This is a genomic window from Polymorphospora sp. A560, assembly GCF_045781765.1.
GTDB classification, from domain to species: domain Bacteria; phylum Actinomycetota; class Actinomycetes; order Mycobacteriales; family Micromonosporaceae; genus Polymorphospora; species Polymorphospora lycopeni.
On record NZ_CP122282.1, the window covers coordinates 5,533,577 to 5,550,947 of the forward strand.

Sequence of the window (17,371 nt, forward strand, 5' to 3'; positions counted from 1 at the left end):
CACCGGCCTCCTCACACCTCGCCGGAAAATGAGCCAGCCGGGTATCCGGCCGACCAGCCCGAATCAGCCGACCGTAACCGGCCGGTGCCTTCCTCCGCTAGCCGGGTGGAACGGTTCCCGCCCGGTCCTGGCCAACTTCCCGCCCGGTCCTGACTGACCGCCCACCTGCTCCTGGCCAGACAGATCACTCCCCACCTGGTCAGAAGGCCCATCCTACCCGTCCGGGAGACCCGACGCCGTTCGCTCGGCCAGCGGGTCGGGCGCCCGGGGACACTTCCGCCGTACGGGCACCCGATGGGATCAGACCGTCAGCAGGGCATGGACCGCCCGGGGAGACAACCGCTCCCGGCCGCCGAGAAACGACAACTCCAACAGCACGGTGAACCCGGCGATCGTGCCACCGGCCCGCTCCACCAGATCGAGGGTCGCCCGCGCCGTACCGCCGGTCGCCAGCACGTCGTCGACGACCAGAACCCGCTGCCCGGCGGCGAACGCGTCCTGGTGCACCTCCAGCGTCGCCTCCCCGTACTCCAGGGCGTACGACTCGGCGTACGCGGCCCGGGGCAGCTTGCCCGCCTTGCGCACCGGTACGACACCGGTGCCCGCCGCGTACGCGATCGCCGCCGCCACCACGAAGCCGCGGGCCTCGATGCCGACCACGACGTCGAAGGAGTCCCGGCCGTGGTAGGCGACGATGCCGTCGACGACCTCGCGGAAGGCGGCACCGTCGGCGAAAAGCGGCATCAGGTCCTTGAAGAGGACGTCCGGCTTGGGAAAGTCGGGTACGTCCAGGACCCGGCTCGCCACCAGGCGCGCCATCTCCGGGCCACTGTCGCCCCGCAGCTCGGTGCCGGCCCGCGCCACCGCGTCAGCGGCCGCGCCGCCGAGCCTGACAGTTCCCTCACTCCGCTCGGTCACGGCGTCACCTCGCTTCGCTCGGCACCACCGTGAACACCACTGAGCCCAATGGTTCCCTCGCTCCGCTCGGTCACAGCGCCCCCTCTGGCATCGAGAACGGCGTCCGGCACGCCGTACGAGACAGCATGCCGGACGCCGGTTTCAGTTCTGGTGCGTGGGTCAGCGGCGCTTGCCACCGGGGCGGTTGCCGCCACCGGGACGGCCGCCGGCGCGTCCTCCCCCACCGGAGGACCGCTTGCCCGCCGGCCGGGCGCCCGCCTTCGGCGCCGCCCCGGCCAGGGCGGCCACCTCGGTCTCCTCGGCCGGCGCGACCGCCGCCGAGGTCTTCGCGCTCTTGGCCGCGCGGCCGGCACCCTTCGGGCTCACGTCGCCGCGGGCGACGGCGGCCCGACGGGAGAGAACCCGCTCGGTGTGCGCCCGGATCTTCGGCTCGTAGTCCTTGAAGGTCACCAGGACCGGCGGGGCGAAGAAGAGCGACGAGTAGACGGCGACCGCCATACCGACGAAGAGCACCAGACCGAGGTCCTTCAGCGTGCCGGCGCCGAGCAGGCCGGCCCCGATGAAGAGCAGACCACCGACGGGCAGCAGGGCCACCACGCTGGTGTTGATCGACCGCATCAGGGTCTGGTTGACCGCCAGGTTGGTCGACTCGGCGTACGTCCTGCTGCTGCCGCCGGTGATGCCGCGCGTGTTCTCGTGGACCTTGTCGAACACCACGACGACGTCGTACAGCGCGAAACCGATGATGGTCAGGAAGCCGATGATCGTCGACGGGGTGACCTCGAAGCCGACCAGCGAGTAGACACCCGCGGTCAGGATCAGGTCGAGCAGCAGCGAGCTGACGGCGGCGATCGCCATCCGCCACTCGAACCGCAGGATCAGGTAGACCGTGACGACCGCGATGAAGACCAGCAGACCGAGCAGTGCCCGCTCGCTCACCTGGGCGCCCCAGGCGCCGCTGACCCGGCTGGAGCTGATCTCACCGGCCGGCAGGCTGAACTCCTCGGCCAGGATGTCCTGGACCTCCTGGGAGTTCGCCGGCGTCAGCTCACCGGTGCGGATCAGGTAGGAGCCGGTGGTCGCGTTGCCGACCTGCTGGACCGAGACGACCTCGCGCGCCTCATCGTTTCCGTCGAGGCTGCCCAGGGCGTCCTCGACCGCGGTCTCGGCCCGCTCCATGGTGCCGATGCTGGCCGGGATCTGGAACTCGTTGCCGCCCCGGAAGTCGATGCCGAGGCTGAAGCCGCGGAACGCGAAGCTCAGGACCGCCACGAGGACGAGTGCGCCGGCGACCGAGAACCACACCTTGCGGCGGTTGACGATGTTGAGGCCGGCCTCGCCCCGGTAGAGGCGGCTTGCCAGACCATTGCGGCCGCTCATGCCGCTACCTCGTTTCGTTCTGCACCGGCCTTCGGCACGGCGGCACTGACCTGGATGGTTCGCTCGCTGGGCCCGTACACGTCAGGCCTCCTTGGTGCGCGGGGCGCCGGGCTTGACCGGCTGCTCCGCCTCGTCGTCCTGGTCCAGGATCCGACCGAGACCGCTGACCCGTGGCGACAGGAACGCCTTGGTCCGGGCGAACATCGTCATGATCGGGTGCCGGAAGAGGAAGACCACGACCAGGTCGAGGATGGTGGCCAGGCCCAACGCGAAGGCGAAGCCCTTCACCACACCGACCGAGACGATGTAGAGCACCACCGCGGCGAGGATCGTGATCACGTTGGCCGAGATGATCGTCCGGCGGGCCCGGACCCAGGCGCGCGGCACCGCGCTGCGCGGGCTGCGGCCCTCCCGGATCTCGTCCTTCAATCGTTCGAAGTAGATGACGAACGAGTCGGCGGCGACACCCAACGAGACGATGAACCCGGCGATACCGGCGAGGGTCAGGGTGAAGCCGATCTGCCGGCCGAGCACGATCAGCGCGCCGAAGACCAGCAGCGCCGACAGGATGAGGCTCAGGAAGATCACGGTGCCGAGCAGCCGGTAGTAGAAGAACGCGTAGATCGCGACCAGGGCCATGCCGATGCCCATGGCGAGCAGACCGGCGCGCAGGTATTCGCTGCCCAGCGTCGCGGAGACGGCCTGCGCCTCCTGCTGCTCGAAGGTCATCGGCAGGGCGCCGAAGCGCAGGTTGCTGGCCAGTTCGTTGGCGTCGCGGCTGGTGAACTGGCCGGTGATCTGCGAGTCGCCGGTCAGCACGCCCTGGATCTCCGGCGAGGAGATGACGTCGTTGTCGAGCACGACCGCGACCCGGCACTTGCCGTCCTGGCCGAGCGCGGCCTGCTCGCAGGCCTGGCCCTCGTTGTTGAACGCCTCGCGGGTCAGGTTGGTCCACTTGCTCTGGCCGCCGCCGGTGAAGTTCAGGCTGACCACCCACTGGCTGGTGGTCTGGTCGAGAACGGCGTTGGCGTCGTTGACGTCGGTGCCGAGCACCTTGGCCACGTCGAGCAGGTACTTGACCTGCCCCTCGCAGGCCACCGCCTGCTCCCCCTCGGCCCGGATGGAGCCGGGCAGCCGGTCGGCCAGCTGCAGACAGCCGATGGTCGGCACGTTGAACTGGAAGGCCGGCGGCAGCACCCCGACCTCGCGGCCGGTCAGCTGGGCGAACGGCGCGAGGGCGGCGTCGAGGACCTCGTCCTGGCCGAGCTGGGCCGGCGCCTGGAGCTGCTCCGCGGCGGCCCAGGAGTTCGCGCCGAGCTTGGCCCGCACCGCGGCGAGCAGTTCCTCGTTGGTCTCGGCCTCCTCGACCGAGGGCCCGGAGGCGGCCGGGGTGGGCTCGGGGGTCGCCTCCGCCGACGGGGTGGCCGACGCGCTCGGCGCGGGGGCCATGCCGCCCTGGCCGGCGGCGCTGGCCGACGCGGACGGCGACGCCGATACCGACGGGTCGGCGGAGCCGGACGGGGCCGGTTCGGCCGAGCCGCTCGGGGTCGGGGTGCCGCTCGGCGCCGGCGCCGAGGTGCCGCCACCGCCGTCGGTGACCTTGAGGACCTTGCGGAACCGCAGCTCGGCCGCTGCCCCGACCTCGGACAGATCGCGGTTCTGGCCGGGCAGGGAGACGACGATGTTGCGGTTACCCTCGGTGACCACCTCGGCCTCGGAGACACCGAGGCTGTTGACCCGGCTCTCGATGATGTTGCGGGCCTCTTCGAGGTTCTCCGCCGGCGGGTCCTGGCCGTCCGGGGTGATCGCCTCGAGCGTCACGCGGGTGCCGCCGATGAGGTCGAGCCCCAGCCGGGGCTCCAGCCGCTCCTTCAGACCTCCGCTCGCGCCAGCGAAGAACACCAGGAGATAGAGAATGGCGAAGATGAGGCCGAGCACGGCGAGTTGCCGCCCGGGCCGCATCTGTCCCTGAGGTGGTGCCACGGCTGTCGTGTCTCCCTGCGCGGTCGGCCGCTGAGTGTGGTGGGCGGCGGGTGGTGGCGCGCCGGCACACCCTGGCCGGCGACGGGTATCTTGCGCGCCGGCCAGCAGGCCGACCGGCGCGATTATCCAGTATCTTCGATGTTCTCGCGACCCCGTCAGCGGGGTCGCGGGTCACTCCTTGCGGAGATCCGGTCCGGTGCTGGCCGTGTTCTCGGCCTCGGGCTCCGGCGTCTCCTCGATCTCCTCCGGCCGGTCGGCGCTGTTCACCACGCGGGCGATCGCCGGACGGGCGAAGCGGAGCTGCACGCCGGGCGACGGCTCGAGGGTGACGGTGTCGTCGTCGACGGCCGCCACGGTGCCGTGCAGGCCGCCGATGGTCACGACCTGATCGCCGGGGCCGAGCGCGGACTGCATCTGCTCAGCCTCTTTGCGCCGCTTCTGCTGCGGACGGATCATCATGAAATACATGACGCCGAAAAGCAGGGCGATCATCAGGATCGGCATGAAACTGCCGGCGCCACCGCCGGACTCTGCTGCCAAATGCACGCTACGACCTTCCCATTGGCCTCGACCACCAGCGTGGGGGCGCCGGAGCGGAGGAATGACTTCACATCCTGTGCGGACCGCGGCGAGTCTAGTCGCTGTGCCTGTAAACACCGAACTTGGTGCAGATCACGAACACATCACGCCTGCTGGCCGGAGCTGAAAAGGTCGGGCCCGGACTGGGGCGGCGCCCCGAAGGAACCCGGCGGCGGCGTACGCCCGAGATGCCTCCAGGCCGCCTCGGTGGCCACCCGGCCGCGTGGCGTACGCGCCAGCAGGCCGGCCCGGACGAGGAACGGTTCGCACACCTCTTCGACCGTGTCGGGCTGCTCCCCGACCGCGACGGCCAGCGTCGACAGGCCGACCGGACCACCCCGGAAGAGGTCGACGAGCGCGGTCAGCACGCCCCGGTCGAGCCGGTCCAGGCCCAGGTCGTCGACGTCGTAGACCTGGAGGGCGGCGCGGGCGGTCTCCAGGGTGACCACACCGTCGGCGCGTACCTCGGCGAAGTCACGGACCCGGCGCAGCAGCCGGTTGGCGATCCGCGGCGTGCCCCGGGACCGGCCCGCCACCTCGGCCGCGGCGTCGTCGGTGATCGGCACCCCGAGGATCCGGGCCGACCGCTGCAACAGCGCCTCCAGGTCGGCCGGCGAGTAGAAGTCGAGGTGGGCGACGAACCCGAACCGGTCGCGCATCGGGCCGGTCAGCAGGCCGGACCGGGTGGTGGCGCCGACCAGCGTGAACGGCTCCACGTCCAGCGGGATCGCGGTCGCGCCCGGACCCTTGCCGACCACCACGTCGACCCGGAAGTCCTCCATGGCGCTGTAGAGCAGTTCCTCGGCCGGCTTGGCGATCCGGTGGATCTCGTCGATGAACAGGACGTCGCCCTCGGTGAGGCTGGTCAGGATCGCCGCCAGGTCACCGGAGCGCTCGATCGCCGGGCCGCTGGTGATCCGGATGCCGGAACCCAGCTCGGCCGCGACGATGTTGGCCAGCGTCGTCTTGCCCAGCCCGGGCGGCCCGGACAGCAGGATGTGGTCGGGCGGCGAGCCCCGGCGCATGGCGCTCTTGAGCAGCAGTTCGAGCTGGTCGCGGACCCGGTGCTGGGCGATGAAGTCGGCCAGCCGCTTCGGGCGGACGCTGACCTCGGCGTCACGCTCGGCGTCGGTCGCCCACGCCGACACCAGCCCCTCGGCGTCGCTCATCGGGTCACCTGGTCCGGCCCAGCAGGCGGATGGCCTGCTTGAGCAGGACAGGCACCGGCGGGGTCGGGCCGTCGACGGTCTCGGCGACCGCCGTGACCGCCTGGTCGGCCTGGGAAGCGGTCCAGCCGAGACCGACCAGCGCCTGGCGGACCTGGTCGTGCCAGGCCCCAGCGGTCACCCCGGCCGCGCCGTCCGCGCCGACCGGGACCGGGCCGATCCGGTCGCGCAACTCCAGGACCAGCCGTTCGGCGCCCTTCTTGCCGATGCCCGGCACCTTGGTCAGGGTGGCGGTGTCGCCGCCGCCGATGGCCCGCCGCACGGTGTCGGGGCTGTGCACGGCCAGCACCGCCTGGGCCAGCCGGGGGCCCACGCCGCTGGCGGTCTGGAGCAGTTCGAAGAGCTGCTTCTCCTCGTCGTCGGCGAAGCCGTACAGCGTCAGCGAGTCCTCGCGTACGACCAGGCTGGTGGCCAGCCGGGCCGGCTGCCCGACCCGCAGGTTGGCCAGGGTGCCGGGGGCGCACTGCACGGCGAGCCCGACCCCGCCCACCTCGACCACCGCCCCGTCGGGCGACACGGCGGCGACGACGCCCTGGACACTCGCGATCATCGGGTTCCTCCCCTGCGGGCGGCCTGGGCCGCGGCGGCGGCGAGCCGGGACCGCGTCCCGCCGCGCCAGACGTGACAGATGGCCAGCGCCAGCGCGTCGGCGGCGTCGGCCGGTCGGGGCGGCGCGTCCAGCCGCAGCAGCCGGGTGACCATGGTGGTGACCTGGGCCTTGTCGGCCTGGCCGGAGCCGGTGACGGCGGCCTTGACCTCGCTCGGCGTGTAGGTCTGCACGGGCAGGCCGGCCCGTGCCCCGGCCAGGACGGCGACGGCGCTGGCCTGGGCGGTGCCCATCACGGTGCGGGTGTTGTGCTGGCTGAAGACCCGCTCCACGGCGACGCTCTGCGGCCGGTGCTCGGCGACCAGGTCGGTCAGTGCCCGGTCGAGGTGCAGCAGGCGCAGCGACAGGTCGTCGCCGGGATCGGTGTGGACCACGTAGTAGCCGACCAGGGTGCACGGCCGGCCGGGCACCCCCTCGACCACGCCGACTCCGCACCGGGTCAGCCCCGGGTCGACGCCGAGCACCCGCACCGGTTTCCTCCCCGCTCTACCGTCGCGCCCGCACTCACCCGTGCGCCCGCATCGACCTATGCGCCCGCACCCACCCGCACGCCCGCTTGTCCCCCGCCGGCCCCGGCTCGGGACCCACCTCCGGCAGTACGTGTGTTCGACACCCTACTGCGTGCGTACGACACCACCGTGCGGCGACACACCCGCCACAGGCCACCGGTCGCCGGTTGGCCGTCGTGCCCGGCCGGGCGCCGCCCTACCGTACCGATCATGAACAGGAACGGGGAGGCGACGCCGTCATGCACGTGATCGAGGGGGCCGGCCGGTGGGTGCCGCCGGCGGACGGAACGTCCAGCCGGTACGAGGAGCACCTGCGGGTTCCGGACATGTCGCTGGGTACGTACCGGATCCCGGCGGGCGGGACGGACGGGCAGAACCCGCACACCGAGGACGAGGTGTACGTGGTGACCGCGGGCCGCGCCCGGCTGGTCACGCCGGACGGGGCGGCACCGGTGGGTCCGGGGTCGGTGGTGTTCGTGCCGGCCGGCGAGGAGCACCGGTTCGTCGACGTGACCGAGGACCTGACGGTGCTGGTCTTCTTCGGTCCCGCCGAAGGGCTTCGCGGGCAGGCGGCCACATAGGTTCGGCGCCGAGTATGTGCCCGCCGCCCATGTGCCGCCGGGCGTGATGCTCGTAACTTCATGCGCCATGACGGCAGAACCCGTGGCGGTCCCCCACACCGTGCAGCTCGACCTGTCGGGGCGTACCGCCCTGGTGACCGGGGGCGGCAGCGGCATCGGCCGGGCGTGCGCCGTACGGCTGGCCGCCGCCGGGGCGGCGGTGGTCGTGGTGGACCGCAACGTCGAGGCGGCCAAGGAGGTCGCGGCGCTGACCGGCGGCCGCGCCGAGGGGATCGACCTCGCCGAGCCCGGTGCCGTCGACCGGCTCGACCCCGCCATCGACATCGTGGTCAACAACGCCGGCCTGCAGCACGTCGCCCCGGTCGAGGAGTTTCCGGCCGAACGGTTCGCCTACATCCAGAAGGTGATGGTCGAGGCGCCGTTCCTGCTGGTCCGCCGGGCCCTGCCGCACATGTACGCCACCGGCTGGGGCCGCGTGATCAACATCTCTTCGGTGCACGGGCTGCGGGCCTCGGCGTACAAGTCGGCGTACGTGACGGCCAAGCACGCGCTGGAGGGGCTGTCCAAGGTCGTCGCGCTGGAGGCCGCCGCGCACGGGGTGACCGCCAACTGCATCAACCCCGGGTACGTCCGTACCCCGCTGGTCGAGGGCCAGATCGCCGCCCAGGCCCGCAGCCACGGCATCCCGGAGACCGAGGTCGTCGAGCGGATCATGCTGGCCCGGGCGGCGATCAAGCGGCTGGTCGAACCGGAGGAGGTCGCCGAGCTGATGGCCTACCTGTGCACCCCGGCCGCCTCGTTCATCACCGGCAGTTCCCTGGCGCTCGACGGGGGCTGGACGGCGAACTGAGTCGGCCGGTCCACCACAATGGGGATCATGACCTCGCCGATCGAGTTCCTGGAACTGCTGGCCCGCGAGGCCGCGGCGGTCGAGTTCGAGGGACCGGTCGTGGCCGCCCGCGAGGCCGGGCTGCCCGCCGACCGGCTCGCCGACCTGGAGGCCGCCAAGCTCGTCGCGCTGCGGGTACGCGGCCTGCTGGAGCGCCGCCGCCGGCGCGAGGTGGAGCTGTCCGGCCTCTACGACACCGCCTCCGACCTGGCCGGGTTGCGCGACGTCGACGCGGTGTTACACGCCATCGTGCGCCGGGCCCGGCACCTGCTCGGCGCCGACGTGGCCTACATGACGCTCAACGACCCCGACCGCGGCGACACCTACATGCGGGTCACCGACGGTTCGGTGTCGGCGCGCTTCCAGCGGCTGCGGCTGCCGATGGGCGCCGGCCTCGGCGGCCTGGTGGCGCAGTCCGGCACCCCGTACGTGACCGCCGACTACGGGCAGGACGCCCGGTTCCGGCACACCGGCGAGATCGACGCCGGGGTCGGCGAGGAGGGCCTGGTCGCCATCCTCGGCGTACCGCTGCGGCTCGGCTCCGGGGTGATCGGGGTGCTCTACGCCGCCAACCGCACCGCGCGGCCGTTCGCCCGCGAGGAGGTGGCGCTGCTGGTGTCGCTGGCCGCGCACGCCGCCGTCGCGATCGACACCGCCCGGCTGCTCGCCGAGACCCGGGCCGCGCTGGAGGAGCTGTCGACGGCCAACTCCACCATCCGCGCGCACAGCGCGTCGGTGGAGCGGGCCGCCGCCGCGCACGACCGGATGACGTCGCTGGTGCTGCGCGGCGGCGGGGTCGAGGACGTGGCCGCGGCCGTCACCGACGTACTCGGCGGGGCGCTGCTCGCCCTGGACGCCGACGGCCGGCAGATCGCCCGGGTCGGCCGGATCGACGAGCCGGACCGGCCGTCGATCGTGGAGGCGGTCGCCGCGTCGCGCACCGAGGGACGCAGCGTCCGCCGGGGTCCACTGTGGTACGCGGCCGTCGTCGCCGGCACCGAGAACCTCGGCGCCCTGGTGCTGCGTCCCGACAGCGAACTCGTCGACGCCGACCAGCGGATCCTGGAGCGGGCGGCGCTGGTGACCGCGCTGCTGCTGCTCTTCCGGCGCACCGTCGCCGAGGCGGAGAGCCGGGTCCGCGGCGAACTGCTCGACGACCTGATCGCCCGGCCGGTGCACGACGCCGAGGCGCTGCGCGGCCGGGCCCGCCGCCTCGGTGTGGACCTCGACGACCCGCACGTGCTGGTCGCCGTCGGCGACGACGCGATCGCCGGCACCGGGTCGGCCCGGCAGCGGGTGGTGTCGTGGGCGACGACGTACGCGTCGACCCGCGGCGGGCTGGCCGCGGCCCGCGACGGGCGGGTGGTGCTGATGCTGCCCGGTAGCGACGCCGGCGGCTGCGCCCGGGCGGTGGCCCGCGACCTGTCCCGGATCACCGGGCGGCCGGTGACGGCCGGGGCGAGCGGCCCGTCGACCGGGCCGGCGTCGCTGGCGGTGGCGTTCCGCGAGGCCGACCGGTGCCTGACCGCCCTGGCCGCGCTCGGCCGGGCCGGGCAGGGGGCGAGCACCAGTGAGCTGGGCTTCGTCGGGCTGCTGCTCGGCGCCGTCGGCGACGACGCCGACCGGGACGTGACCCGGTTCCTGACCGACACCGTCGGCCCGGTCGTCGACTACGACGCCCGCCGGGGTACGGCGCTGGTCAAGACGCTGGAGGCGTACTTCGGGGTGGGTGGCAGCCTGGCCCGCGCGGCCGAGCAGTTACACGTGCACGTCAACACGGTGACGCAGCGGCTGGACCGGGTGGGGCAGCTCCTCGGGCCGGACTGGCAGCGGCCCGAGCGGGCGCTGGAGGTGCAGTTGGCGCTGCGCCTGCACCGGCTGCGTACCCCGACGAACTGACCGTCGGCGGCCGGTGCCGGGGCGGCCCGCGCGGCACCGCGCCCGGCGGGCCGCGCGGATCGTCAGGCGCCGGCGGGCGGCCCCGGCCGGCCGGCGGCCGGACCGGCGATGCCGGCCAGGAGGGTGTCGACGACCCGTACGGCGAGGTCGGTGTCGTCGAGGTTCGGCAGCGGCCGGACGACCCGGTGCAGCAGGACCGGTCCGGTCAGCATCGCCACGGTCAGCTCGACGTCGAGATCGGGGCGCAGCTCGCCGGTGGCGACGCCGCGGCGCAGCACCCGGCGCAGCACCTCGCGGCGCGGCTCCATGATCTCCTGGTAGAGCCGGTCCTGCTCCGGGGTGCGGTGGAACTGCGGCGCCAGGCAGGTCATGATCCGCGCCGCCCGCTCGTCGGTGTGCTGGCCGACGACCTCCAGCAGCGACACCACGTCGTCGCGGACCGAGTCGCCGACCGGCTCGGCCGGCGCCCCCTTGAGCGTGCGCAGCGCGTCGACCAGCAGCGCGTCCTTGCCCGGCCAGCGGCGGTAGATGGTGGCCTTGCCGACGCCGGCCCGGGCGGCGACCGCCTCGACCGACAGCGTCTCGACGCTGCCACCCTCGGCGAGCAGGTCGAGGACCGCCTCGACGATGGCCTCGTCGGCGCGGCTGCTGCGCGGCCGGCCCGGTGGCCGGGCGGTCCCGGGCCGGTCGGGTTGCCGGGCGGTTCCGGAACGGTCGGGGTGCCGGGCGGCGGCGCGGTCGTCGGGCATCGGAGCGGGCATCGAGTGCCGAGCCTAGGACACGTCGACGAGTTCCTGGTCACCGGCCGGCCCCGGCTCGACCCGGCGGCCCGGGATCCAGCGCAGTGCGGCGACGACGCCGAGCACGGCGGCCACGGCCGAGACGACGGCCGCCACGTGCATCGCCGAGACGAAGGCGGCGTCGGCCGCGGCGGTCACCGCGCCGCCGGCCGCGCCGAGTCGGTCGGCGACGCCGTACGCGCCGGAGATCGACCCGGTGACCGCGTCCCGTACGCCGGCCGGCAGGTCGGCGGCGGCCGGGGCGATCTCGGCCCGGTAGATCCCGGCCAGGACGGAGCCGACGACGGCGACGCCGAGGGCGCCGGCCACCTGCCGCACGGTGTTGCTGACCGCCGAGCCGACCCCGGCCTTCTCCCGGGGCAGCGCCGACATGATCGATTCAGTGGCCGGCGGCATGATGTTGGCCATCCCGGCGCCCTGGAGGAGGAAGAGCACGCTGAACAGCCAGATCGGGGTCCGTTCGTCGAGGAGGACGAACCCGGCCATGGCGAGCGCGACCAGGCCGAGCCCGGTGGCGCAGACGGCGCGGGCGCCGTACCGGGCGACCATCGCGGCGCTGCGCGGGGCGAAGACCAGTTGGGCGACGGCGAACGGCAGGAAGAGCAGTCCGGTCATCAGCGGGCTGTAGCCGCGTACGAGCTGGAGGTAGAAGGCGCTGAAGAACATCACGCCCATGCTGGCGAACCAGACCAGCCCCACCACGGCCGTCGGCGCGGCGAAGCGCGCCACCCGGAACAGGCGTACGTCCAGCGCCGGGAACGGCGTACGCCGCTCGTGCAGGACGAACGCGGTCAGCAGCAGCACGCCGCCGACGAGGGAGATCCACACGACCGGCCGGCCGAAGCCGTGCTCGCCGCCGTCGATGATGCCGTACGTCAGCGTGACCAGGCCGGCGACCGACAGGAGCACGCCGGGTACGTCGATCCGCCCCGGCCGGGGATCGCGCGACTCGGGCACCAGCAGCGCCACGGCGATCAGGCCGGCGGCGGTGACCGGCACGTTGATCAGGAACACCGAGCCCCACCAGAAGTGCTCCAGCAGCAGCCCGCCGAGGATCGGGCCGATGGCGACGGCGATGCCGACCGCGCCGGCCCACAGGCCGATCGCGCGCGGCCGTTCGCGGGGGTCGAAGACGTTCGAGATGATCGAGAGGGTGACCGGCATGATGGCGGCGCCGCCCACGCCCATCAGCGCCCGGGCGGCGATCAACTGGCCGGGGTCCCGGGCGTACGCCGACAGCAGCGAGCCCAGCCCGAACACGGCCAGCCCGAGGAGCAGGAACCGCTTGCGGCCGTAGCGGTCGCCGAGGACACCGAAGGTGAACAGCAGCCCGGCGAAGACCAGGGTGTACGAGTTGATCGACCATTCGAGTTCGCCCTGGGTGGCGCCGAGGCCGCGGACCGGGTCGGCGAGGGTGCGCAGGGCGACGTTGAGGATCGTGTTGTCGAGTACGACGACCAGCAGGCTGACCACGAGCACGCCGAGGATCGCCCACCGCCTGGGATGTCCGCTGTTCTCGTCCGGTCGCATGTGCCCCCCAAAAACGATACGGAACAGTCTCGTAACGCGATCAGCGTAGGTCTGGGCCCAGCGATACGGAACGGTACCGTTTCGATTGTGTCCGCGCTCACCCGCGCCGGCACCACACGGCGCGCCAGACGGCGCCAGCGGCGCCGGCACACGAGATTGATCTGGGCGGGAGGGACCCTACGGCTGGCGGATAAGGGCTCTGGCGCTCAGATCAACGACGAGCCCACTGGCAACTCCGACAATTCGGCCCGCCGGCGGACGGCGGGTGGCCGGCACCCGGGCGCGGAGACCGTCAGGTCAGGGCGGACAGGGCGAGGTCGACGTCGTCCACGGTGGAGTAGAGGTGGAACGAGGCGCGGACCCGGCCGCCACGGACCGCCGCGCGCACCCCGGCCGCCGCCAGCCGCTCCTGCGCGCCCGGTACGTCGACGGTCACGATCGCGCTGTCCCCCGGCGGGCGGCCGAGGCCGACCAGGAACCGGTTGGCCAGGTCCACGTCGTACGCGTGCACCGCCGCCACCCCGATCTCCGCCAGCAACTCCAGTGCGGGCGCGGCGCCGACCCAGTTCAGCCAGGCCGGTGAGATGTCGAACCGGCGGGCGTCGGACGCCAGCCGCAGCGGCGGGCCGTAATAGGACTCGTGGACCGCCGCCCCGGCGTACCAGCCGGCGGCCGACGGGGTCATCCGCTCGCGCAACCCGGGAGCGAAGTAGCCGAACGCGACGCCCCGTGGCGCCATCAGCCACTTGTAGGCGCTGACCACCACGGCGTCGGCGGCGGCGCCCGAGAACGGCAGCCAGCCACAGCCCTGGGTCGCGTCGACGACGACCAGCGCGCCGTGCGCCCGGGCCGCGGCCACGATCTCGTCGTACGCGGCGACGGCCCCGGTCGCGGACTGCACCAGGCTGAACGCGACCACGTCGGTCGACGCGTCGACGGAACCGGCGAGTTCGGCGGCCGGTACGGTGCGGACCCGCACTCCCCGCCCGGCCTGCGCCAGGTAGGGGAACAGGTTGGAGGTGAACTCCTCGACGGGCACCAGCACCCGGGCGCCGTCCGGCAGCGCCGCCGCGAGCGGGGCCAGCACCTGCGACGCGGCGGCCCCGACGGTCACGTCCGCGGCGGGCACCCCGACGAGTCCGGCGAAGGCGGCCCTGGACCGGCCGACCGACTCGTCCCAGCCTTCCCACGACGTGCGGCCCACCCGCCAGTCGGCGAGCGCCGCCTGCATCGCGTCCCAGGCCGGCCGCGGCGGCAGTCCGTAGCTGGCCGTGTTGAGCCAGCCCGGCTCGGGCTGCCACAGTTCGCGGGCCGTCGCCAGGTCCATGGTCCGGTCCCGTCAGCCGACCGCGGCCATGACCTCGTCGGAGACGTCGAAGTTGGCGTAGACGTTCTGCACGTCGTCGCAGTCCTCGAGGGCGTCGATCAGCTTGAAGACCTTGCGGGCACCGTCCTCGTCGAGGGGCACGTTGACGCTCGGCACCAGCGACGACTCGGCCGACTCGTACTCGATACCGGCGTCCTGCAACGCGGTCCGGACCGCGACCAGGTCACCCGGCTCGGAGATCACCTCGTATGCCTCGCCGAGGTTGTTGACCTCTTCGGCACCGGCGTCGAGGACGGCCATCAGCACGTCGTCCTCGGACCGCCCCTCGCTCGGCACGATCACCACGCCCTTGCGGTTGAACAGGTAGGACACCGAGCCGGCGTCGGCGAACGAGCCGCCGTTGCGGGTCAGCGCGGTGCGGACCTCGGTGGCGGCCCGGTTGCGGTTGTCGGTCAGGCACTCGATCAGCAGGGCGACGCCGTTCGGGCCGTAGCCCTCGTACATGATGGTCTGCCAGTCGGCGCCGCCGGCCTCCAGGCCGGAGCCGCGCTTGACGGCGCGCTCGATGTTGTCGTTGGGTACCGAGTTCTTCTTGGCCTTCTGGATGGCGTCGAACAGGGTGGGGTTACCGGCCGGGTCGCCGCCGCCGGTCCGCGCCGCGACCTCGACGTTCTTGATGAGCTTGGCGAACATCTTGCCGCGCTTGGCGTCGATGACCGCCTTCTTGTGCTTGGTCGTCGCCCACTTTGAGTGACCGGACATACGTGACCTCCGTCGATACCCCAACCCACCGCGCCAGCCACCGTCGCGCGCCATCCCCGGGCGAACCGCCGCGGGCGAACCCCCTGGGGTCGGGGTCGCCAACCGCTGCGAGCGGCCTGCCGCTACCGAATCGCGCCAATCCTACCGGCGCCGCACCCGGCGGGCGTGTCACGGGGCGGCGGGCGGTCAGGCGCCGGCCCGGACCAGATCGACGAAGAAGCGGTGTACGCGCAGGTCACCGGTCAGCTCGGGGTGGAACGAGGTGGCGAGCAGGGAACCCTGCCGGACCGCCACGATCCGCCCCCGCGGGCTGCCGTCGGCGACCCGGCCCAGCACCTCGACCCCGGCGCCGACCGACTCGACCCACGGAGCGCGGATGAACACCGCGTGGAACGGGCCGCCGTCGATGCCGGCGATCTCGACCGGCCCCTCGAAGGAGTCGACCTGCCGGCCGAACGCGTTGCGCCGTACGGTCATCTCGATGCCGTCGAAGCCGCGCTGGTCGGGCCGGCCGTCGAGCACCGTGGTCGCCAGCATGATCATGCCGGCGCAGGAGCCGTAGACGGGCATGCCGTCCGCGACCCGCTTGCGGACCGGGTCGAGCAGGCCGAACTCGATCGCCAGCTTGCTCATCGTGGTCGACTCGCCGCCGGGAACCACCAGCGCGTCGACCGCGTCGAGTTCGTGCGGGCGGCGAACCGGGCCGGCGGTGGCGCCGGCCTCGGTCAGCGCCCGGACGTGCTCGCGTACGTCGCCCTGCAGCGCCAGTACGCCGATCCTCGGGCCGCCGGTCACCAGCCGCGCTCCGCGAGCCGGTGCGGCACCGGGATGTCGTCGACGTTGATGCCGACCATCGCCTCGCCGAGCCCGCGCGACACCTTGGCGAGCACGTCGGGGTCGTCGTGGAACGTGGTGGCCTTGACGATGGCGGCGGCCCGCTGCGCCGGGTTGCCGGACTTGAAGATGCCGGAGCCGACGAAGACGCCCTCGGCGCCGAGCTGCATCATCATCGCCGCGTCGGCGGGGGTCGCGATGCCGCCCGCGGTGAACAGCACCACCGGCAGCTTGCCGGCCTCGGCGACCTCCTTGACCAGGTCGTACGGTGCCTGCAGCTCCTTGGCGGCGACGTACAGCTCGTCGGGCGACAGCGAGGTCAGCCGGCGGATCTCGCCACCGATCCTGCGCATGTGGGTGGTGGCGTTGGAGACGTCGCCGGTGCCGGCCTCCCCCTTGGAGCGGATCATCGCCGCGCCCTCGGTGATCCGGCGCAGCGCCTCGCCCAGGTTGGTGGCACCGCAGACGAACGGCACGGTGAACGCCCACTTGTCGATGTGGTTGGCGTAGTCGGCCGGGGTGAGCACCTCGGACTCGTCGACGTAGTCGACGCCGAGCGCCTGCAACACCTGCGCCTCGACGAAGTGGCCGATGCGGGCCTTGGCCATCACCGGGATCGAGACGGCGTTGATGATGCCGTCGATCATGTCCGGGTCGCTCATCCGGGACACGCCGCCCTGGGCGCGGATGTCGGCCGGTACGCGCTCCAGCGCCATGACCGCGACCGCGCCGGCATCCTCGGCGATCTTCGCCTGTTCGGGGGTGACCACATCCATGATCACGCCACCCTTGAGCATCTCGGCCATGCCGCGCTTGACGCGGGCGGTGCCGGTGACTGCGGGGGCGGTGCTGGTGGGGACAGCGGACTCGGACACGGCGTTCGACTCCTCGCACGGCGGTGGCGGATTGTTACCCAAAAGTGAACTGGCTGCGATGCTACGCCGCGCGCGGGTGCCGGCCGACAGCCAATCGACCCACCGGTGGCCTGCCCTGTGGCCCGCCTCACCGTTCCAGCCCGAACACGAAGATCAGGCCGGACCGGGGGTTCAGGGCACCGGAAGGTCGGTGTGGGCGTTGATGGTCGGATCGTCGATGTCGAAGTACGCCGGCTGCGGGTGCCGCCGCGCCATCCGCAGCAACCGGACGATCGGCCGGCGGCGCGCCGCCAGCGCGTCGCGTACGAGGTCGGTGTGCACCTGGCGGGCCACCGCGAGCCGCCGGCTCGCGACGATCACGGCCTGGGCCTGCGGATCGTCGTCCGGCAGCGTCGTGGCCCGCAACTGGCGGGTCAGGTCGTTCTCGGCCACCTCACGGTCCTCGTCGGAGGCGTCCAGCGCGATCCTCGCCGCCGCGTACACCTCGAACGGGTAGCGCTCGTCGTCGAGCACCGCCGCCGCCGCGGCCCGGCGCAGCAGATGCGCCTCCAGGGCCCGGGTCGCCGCCACCACCCGCAGGTGCAGTCGCTCGACGCGGGCCGCCGTCCAGGTCAGGTAAGCCGAGACCAGCACCAGGGCGACGACGCCACCGATCACCCACCGCATCCCGGC

17 protein-coding genes are annotated in these 17,371 nt (G+C 73.0%); 3 read left to right on the top strand and 14 right to left on the bottom strand.

What is annotated here, in order from left to right; all coding sequences use genetic code 11:
* Positions 1–300: 300 nt before the first annotated feature.
* From QCD66_RS24695 to ruvC, 7 genes are all read right to left on the bottom strand, one after another.
* Positions 301–819 carry an adenine phosphoribosyltransferase gene (locus tag QCD66_RS24695; protein ID WP_364207625.1) on the bottom strand — a complete coding sequence of 173 codons (519 nt, stop codon included), beginning with the start codon at positions 817–819 and terminating at the stop codon, positions 301–303.
* A 258-nt stretch (positions 820–1,077) separates the two neighbouring features.
* Positions 1,078–2,298: a protein translocase subunit SecF gene (secF, locus tag QCD66_RS24700; RefSeq protein ID WP_364207442.1), complete on the bottom strand. Its 1,221-nt coding sequence runs from the start codon at positions 2,296–2,298 to the stop codon at positions 1,078–1,080.
* Between the two features lie 81 nt (positions 2,299–2,379).
* Positions 2,380–4,281, bottom strand: a complete 1,902-nt coding sequence (gene secD / locus QCD66_RS24705) for a protein translocase subunit SecD (RefSeq protein ID WP_375736867.1) — start codon at positions 4,279–4,281, stop codon at positions 2,380–2,382.
* 171 nt (positions 4,282–4,452) lie between these two features.
* Positions 4,453–4,785, bottom strand: a complete 333-nt coding sequence (gene yajC / locus QCD66_RS24710; RefSeq protein ID WP_364207438.1) for a preprotein translocase subunit YajC — start codon at positions 4,783–4,785, stop codon at positions 4,453–4,455.
* Positions 4,786–4,964: 179 nt separating this feature from the next.
* A complete protein-coding gene (gene ruvB, locus QCD66_RS24715) occupies positions 4,965–6,029 on the bottom strand; it encodes a Holliday junction branch migration DNA helicase RuvB (RefSeq protein WP_364207436.1) in 1,065 nt (354 codons plus the stop codon).
* A gap of 4 nt (positions 6,030–6,033) precedes the next feature.
* A complete protein-coding gene (gene ruvA, locus QCD66_RS24720; protein WP_364207434.1) occupies positions 6,034–6,636 on the bottom strand; it encodes a Holliday junction branch migration protein RuvA in 603 nt (200 codons plus the stop codon).
* Positions 6,633–7,163 carry a crossover junction endodeoxyribonuclease RuvC gene (gene ruvC / locus QCD66_RS24725; protein ID WP_212817100.1) on the bottom strand — a complete coding sequence of 177 codons (531 nt, stop codon included), beginning with the start codon at positions 7,161–7,163 and terminating at the stop codon, positions 6,633–6,635. Before ruvC ends, ruvA begins: the two co-directional genes overlap by 4 nt.
* Before the next feature lie 278 nt (positions 7,164–7,441).
* Here ruvC and QCD66_RS24730 point away from each other — a divergent pair, with 278 nt between their 5' ends.
* The 3 genes from QCD66_RS24730 to QCD66_RS24740 all read left to right on the top strand — a co-directional run bounded on the left by QCD66_RS24730 (position 7,442) and on the right by QCD66_RS24740 (position 10,571).
* Complete coding sequence (locus tag QCD66_RS24730; RefSeq protein WP_357539958.1) at positions 7,442–7,783, top strand: cupin domain-containing protein; 342 nt, start codon at positions 7,442–7,444, stop codon at positions 7,781–7,783.
* A gap of 67 nt (positions 7,784–7,850) precedes the next feature.
* A complete protein-coding gene (locus tag QCD66_RS24735; RefSeq protein ID WP_364207431.1) occupies positions 7,851–8,633 on the top strand; it encodes a 3-hydroxybutyrate dehydrogenase in 783 nt (260 codons plus the stop codon).
* A gap of 18 nt (positions 8,634–8,651) precedes the next feature.
* Positions 8,652–10,571 (top strand): helix-turn-helix domain-containing protein, encoded by a 1,920-nt coding sequence (locus QCD66_RS24740; RefSeq protein WP_375736868.1) that lies wholly within the window; start codon positions 8,652–8,654, stop codon positions 10,569–10,571.
* A gap of 62 nt (positions 10,572–10,633) precedes the next feature.
* On the opposite strand, the gene QCD66_RS24745 is transcribed toward QCD66_RS24740, so the two are convergent.
* The 7 genes from QCD66_RS24745 to QCD66_RS24775 all read right to left on the bottom strand — a co-directional run bounded on the left by QCD66_RS24745 (position 10,634) and on the right by QCD66_RS24775 (position 17,365).
* Complete coding sequence (locus QCD66_RS24745; RefSeq protein WP_375736551.1) at positions 10,634–11,332, bottom strand: TetR/AcrR family transcriptional regulator; 699 nt, start codon at positions 11,330–11,332, stop codon at positions 10,634–10,636.
* A 12-nt stretch (positions 11,333–11,344) separates the two neighbouring features.
* Positions 11,345–12,901, bottom strand: a complete 1,557-nt coding sequence (locus tag QCD66_RS24750) for an MFS transporter (protein ID WP_407566797.1) — start codon at positions 12,899–12,901, stop codon at positions 11,345–11,347.
* A 292-nt stretch (positions 12,902–13,193) separates the two neighbouring features.
* A complete protein-coding gene (locus tag QCD66_RS24755) occupies positions 13,194–14,228 on the bottom strand; it encodes an aminotransferase class V-fold PLP-dependent enzyme (protein ID WP_375736549.1) in 1,035 nt (344 codons plus the stop codon).
* A gap of 12 nt (positions 14,229–14,240) precedes the next feature.
* Positions 14,241–14,990, bottom strand: coding sequence for a YebC/PmpR family DNA-binding transcriptional regulator (locus QCD66_RS24760; protein WP_357539946.1), 750 nt, complete (start codon positions 14,988–14,990; stop codon positions 14,241–14,243).
* Positions 14,991–15,176: 186 nt separating this feature from the next.
* The gene (pdxT, locus tag QCD66_RS24765; protein WP_375736548.1) at positions 15,177–15,785 is read right to left on the bottom strand and encodes a pyridoxal 5'-phosphate synthase glutaminase subunit PdxT; all 609 of its coding nucleotides are present in this window, start codon (positions 15,783–15,785) and stop codon (positions 15,177–15,179) included.
* Positions 15,782–16,699 (bottom strand): pyridoxal 5'-phosphate synthase lyase subunit PdxS, encoded by a 918-nt coding sequence (gene pdxS / locus QCD66_RS24770; protein ID WP_375736547.1) that lies wholly within the window; start codon positions 16,697–16,699, stop codon positions 15,782–15,784. Before pdxS ends, pdxT begins: the two co-directional genes overlap by 4 nt.
* 171 nt (positions 16,700–16,870) lie before the next feature.
* Entirely contained in the window at positions 16,871–17,365 is a 495-nt protein-coding gene (locus QCD66_RS24775) for a hypothetical protein (protein WP_357539941.1), read from the bottom strand.
* Between the last annotated feature and the right edge of the window lie 6 nt (positions 17,366–17,371).

Coding starts and splice junctions, on each gene's coding strand:
- QCD66_RS24695 (WP_364207625.1), bottom strand. CDS start 819: ATGGCGCGCCTGGTGGCGAGCCGGGTCCTGGACGTACCCGACTTTCCC.
- secF (WP_364207442.1), bottom strand. CDS start 2,298: ATGAGCGGCCGCAATGGTCTGGCAAGCCGCCTCTACCGGGGCGAGGCC.
- yajC (WP_364207438.1), bottom strand. CDS start 4,785: ATGCCGATCCTGATGATCGCCCTGCTTTTCGGCGTCATGTATTTCATG.
- ruvB (WP_364207436.1), bottom strand. CDS start 6,029: ATGAGCGACGCCGAGGGGCTGGTGTCGGCGTGGGCGACCGACGCCGAG.
- ruvA (WP_364207434.1), bottom strand. CDS start 6,636: ATGATCGCGAGTGTCCAGGGCGTCGTCGCCGCCGTGTCGCCCGACGGG.
- QCD66_RS24730 (WP_357539958.1), top strand. CDS start 7,442: ATGCACGTGATCGAGGGGGCCGGCCGGTGGGTGCCGCCGGCGGACGGA.
- QCD66_RS24735 (WP_364207431.1), top strand. CDS start 7,851: ATGACGGCAGAACCCGTGGCGGTCCCCCACACCGTGCAGCTCGACCTG.
- QCD66_RS24740 (WP_375736868.1), top strand. CDS start 8,652: ATGGGGATCATGACCTCGCCGATCGAGTTCCTGGAACTGCTGGCCCGC.
- QCD66_RS24745 (WP_375736551.1), bottom strand. CDS start 11,332: ATGCCCGCTCCGATGCCCGACGACCGCGCCGCCGCCCGGCACCCCGAC.
- QCD66_RS24750 (WP_407566797.1), bottom strand. CDS start 12,901: ATGCGACCGGACGAGAACAGCGGACATCCCAGGCGGTGGGCGATCCTC.
- QCD66_RS24755 (WP_375736549.1), bottom strand. CDS start 14,228: ATGGACCTGGCGACGGCCCGCGAACTGTGGCAGCCCGAGCCGGGCTGG.
- QCD66_RS24760 (WP_357539946.1), bottom strand. CDS start 14,990: ATGTCCGGTCACTCAAAGTGGGCGACGACCAAGCACAAGAAGGCGGTC.
- QCD66_RS24775 (WP_357539941.1), bottom strand. CDS start 17,365: ATGCGGTGGGTGATCGGTGGCGTCGTCGCCCTGGTGCTGGTCTCGGCT.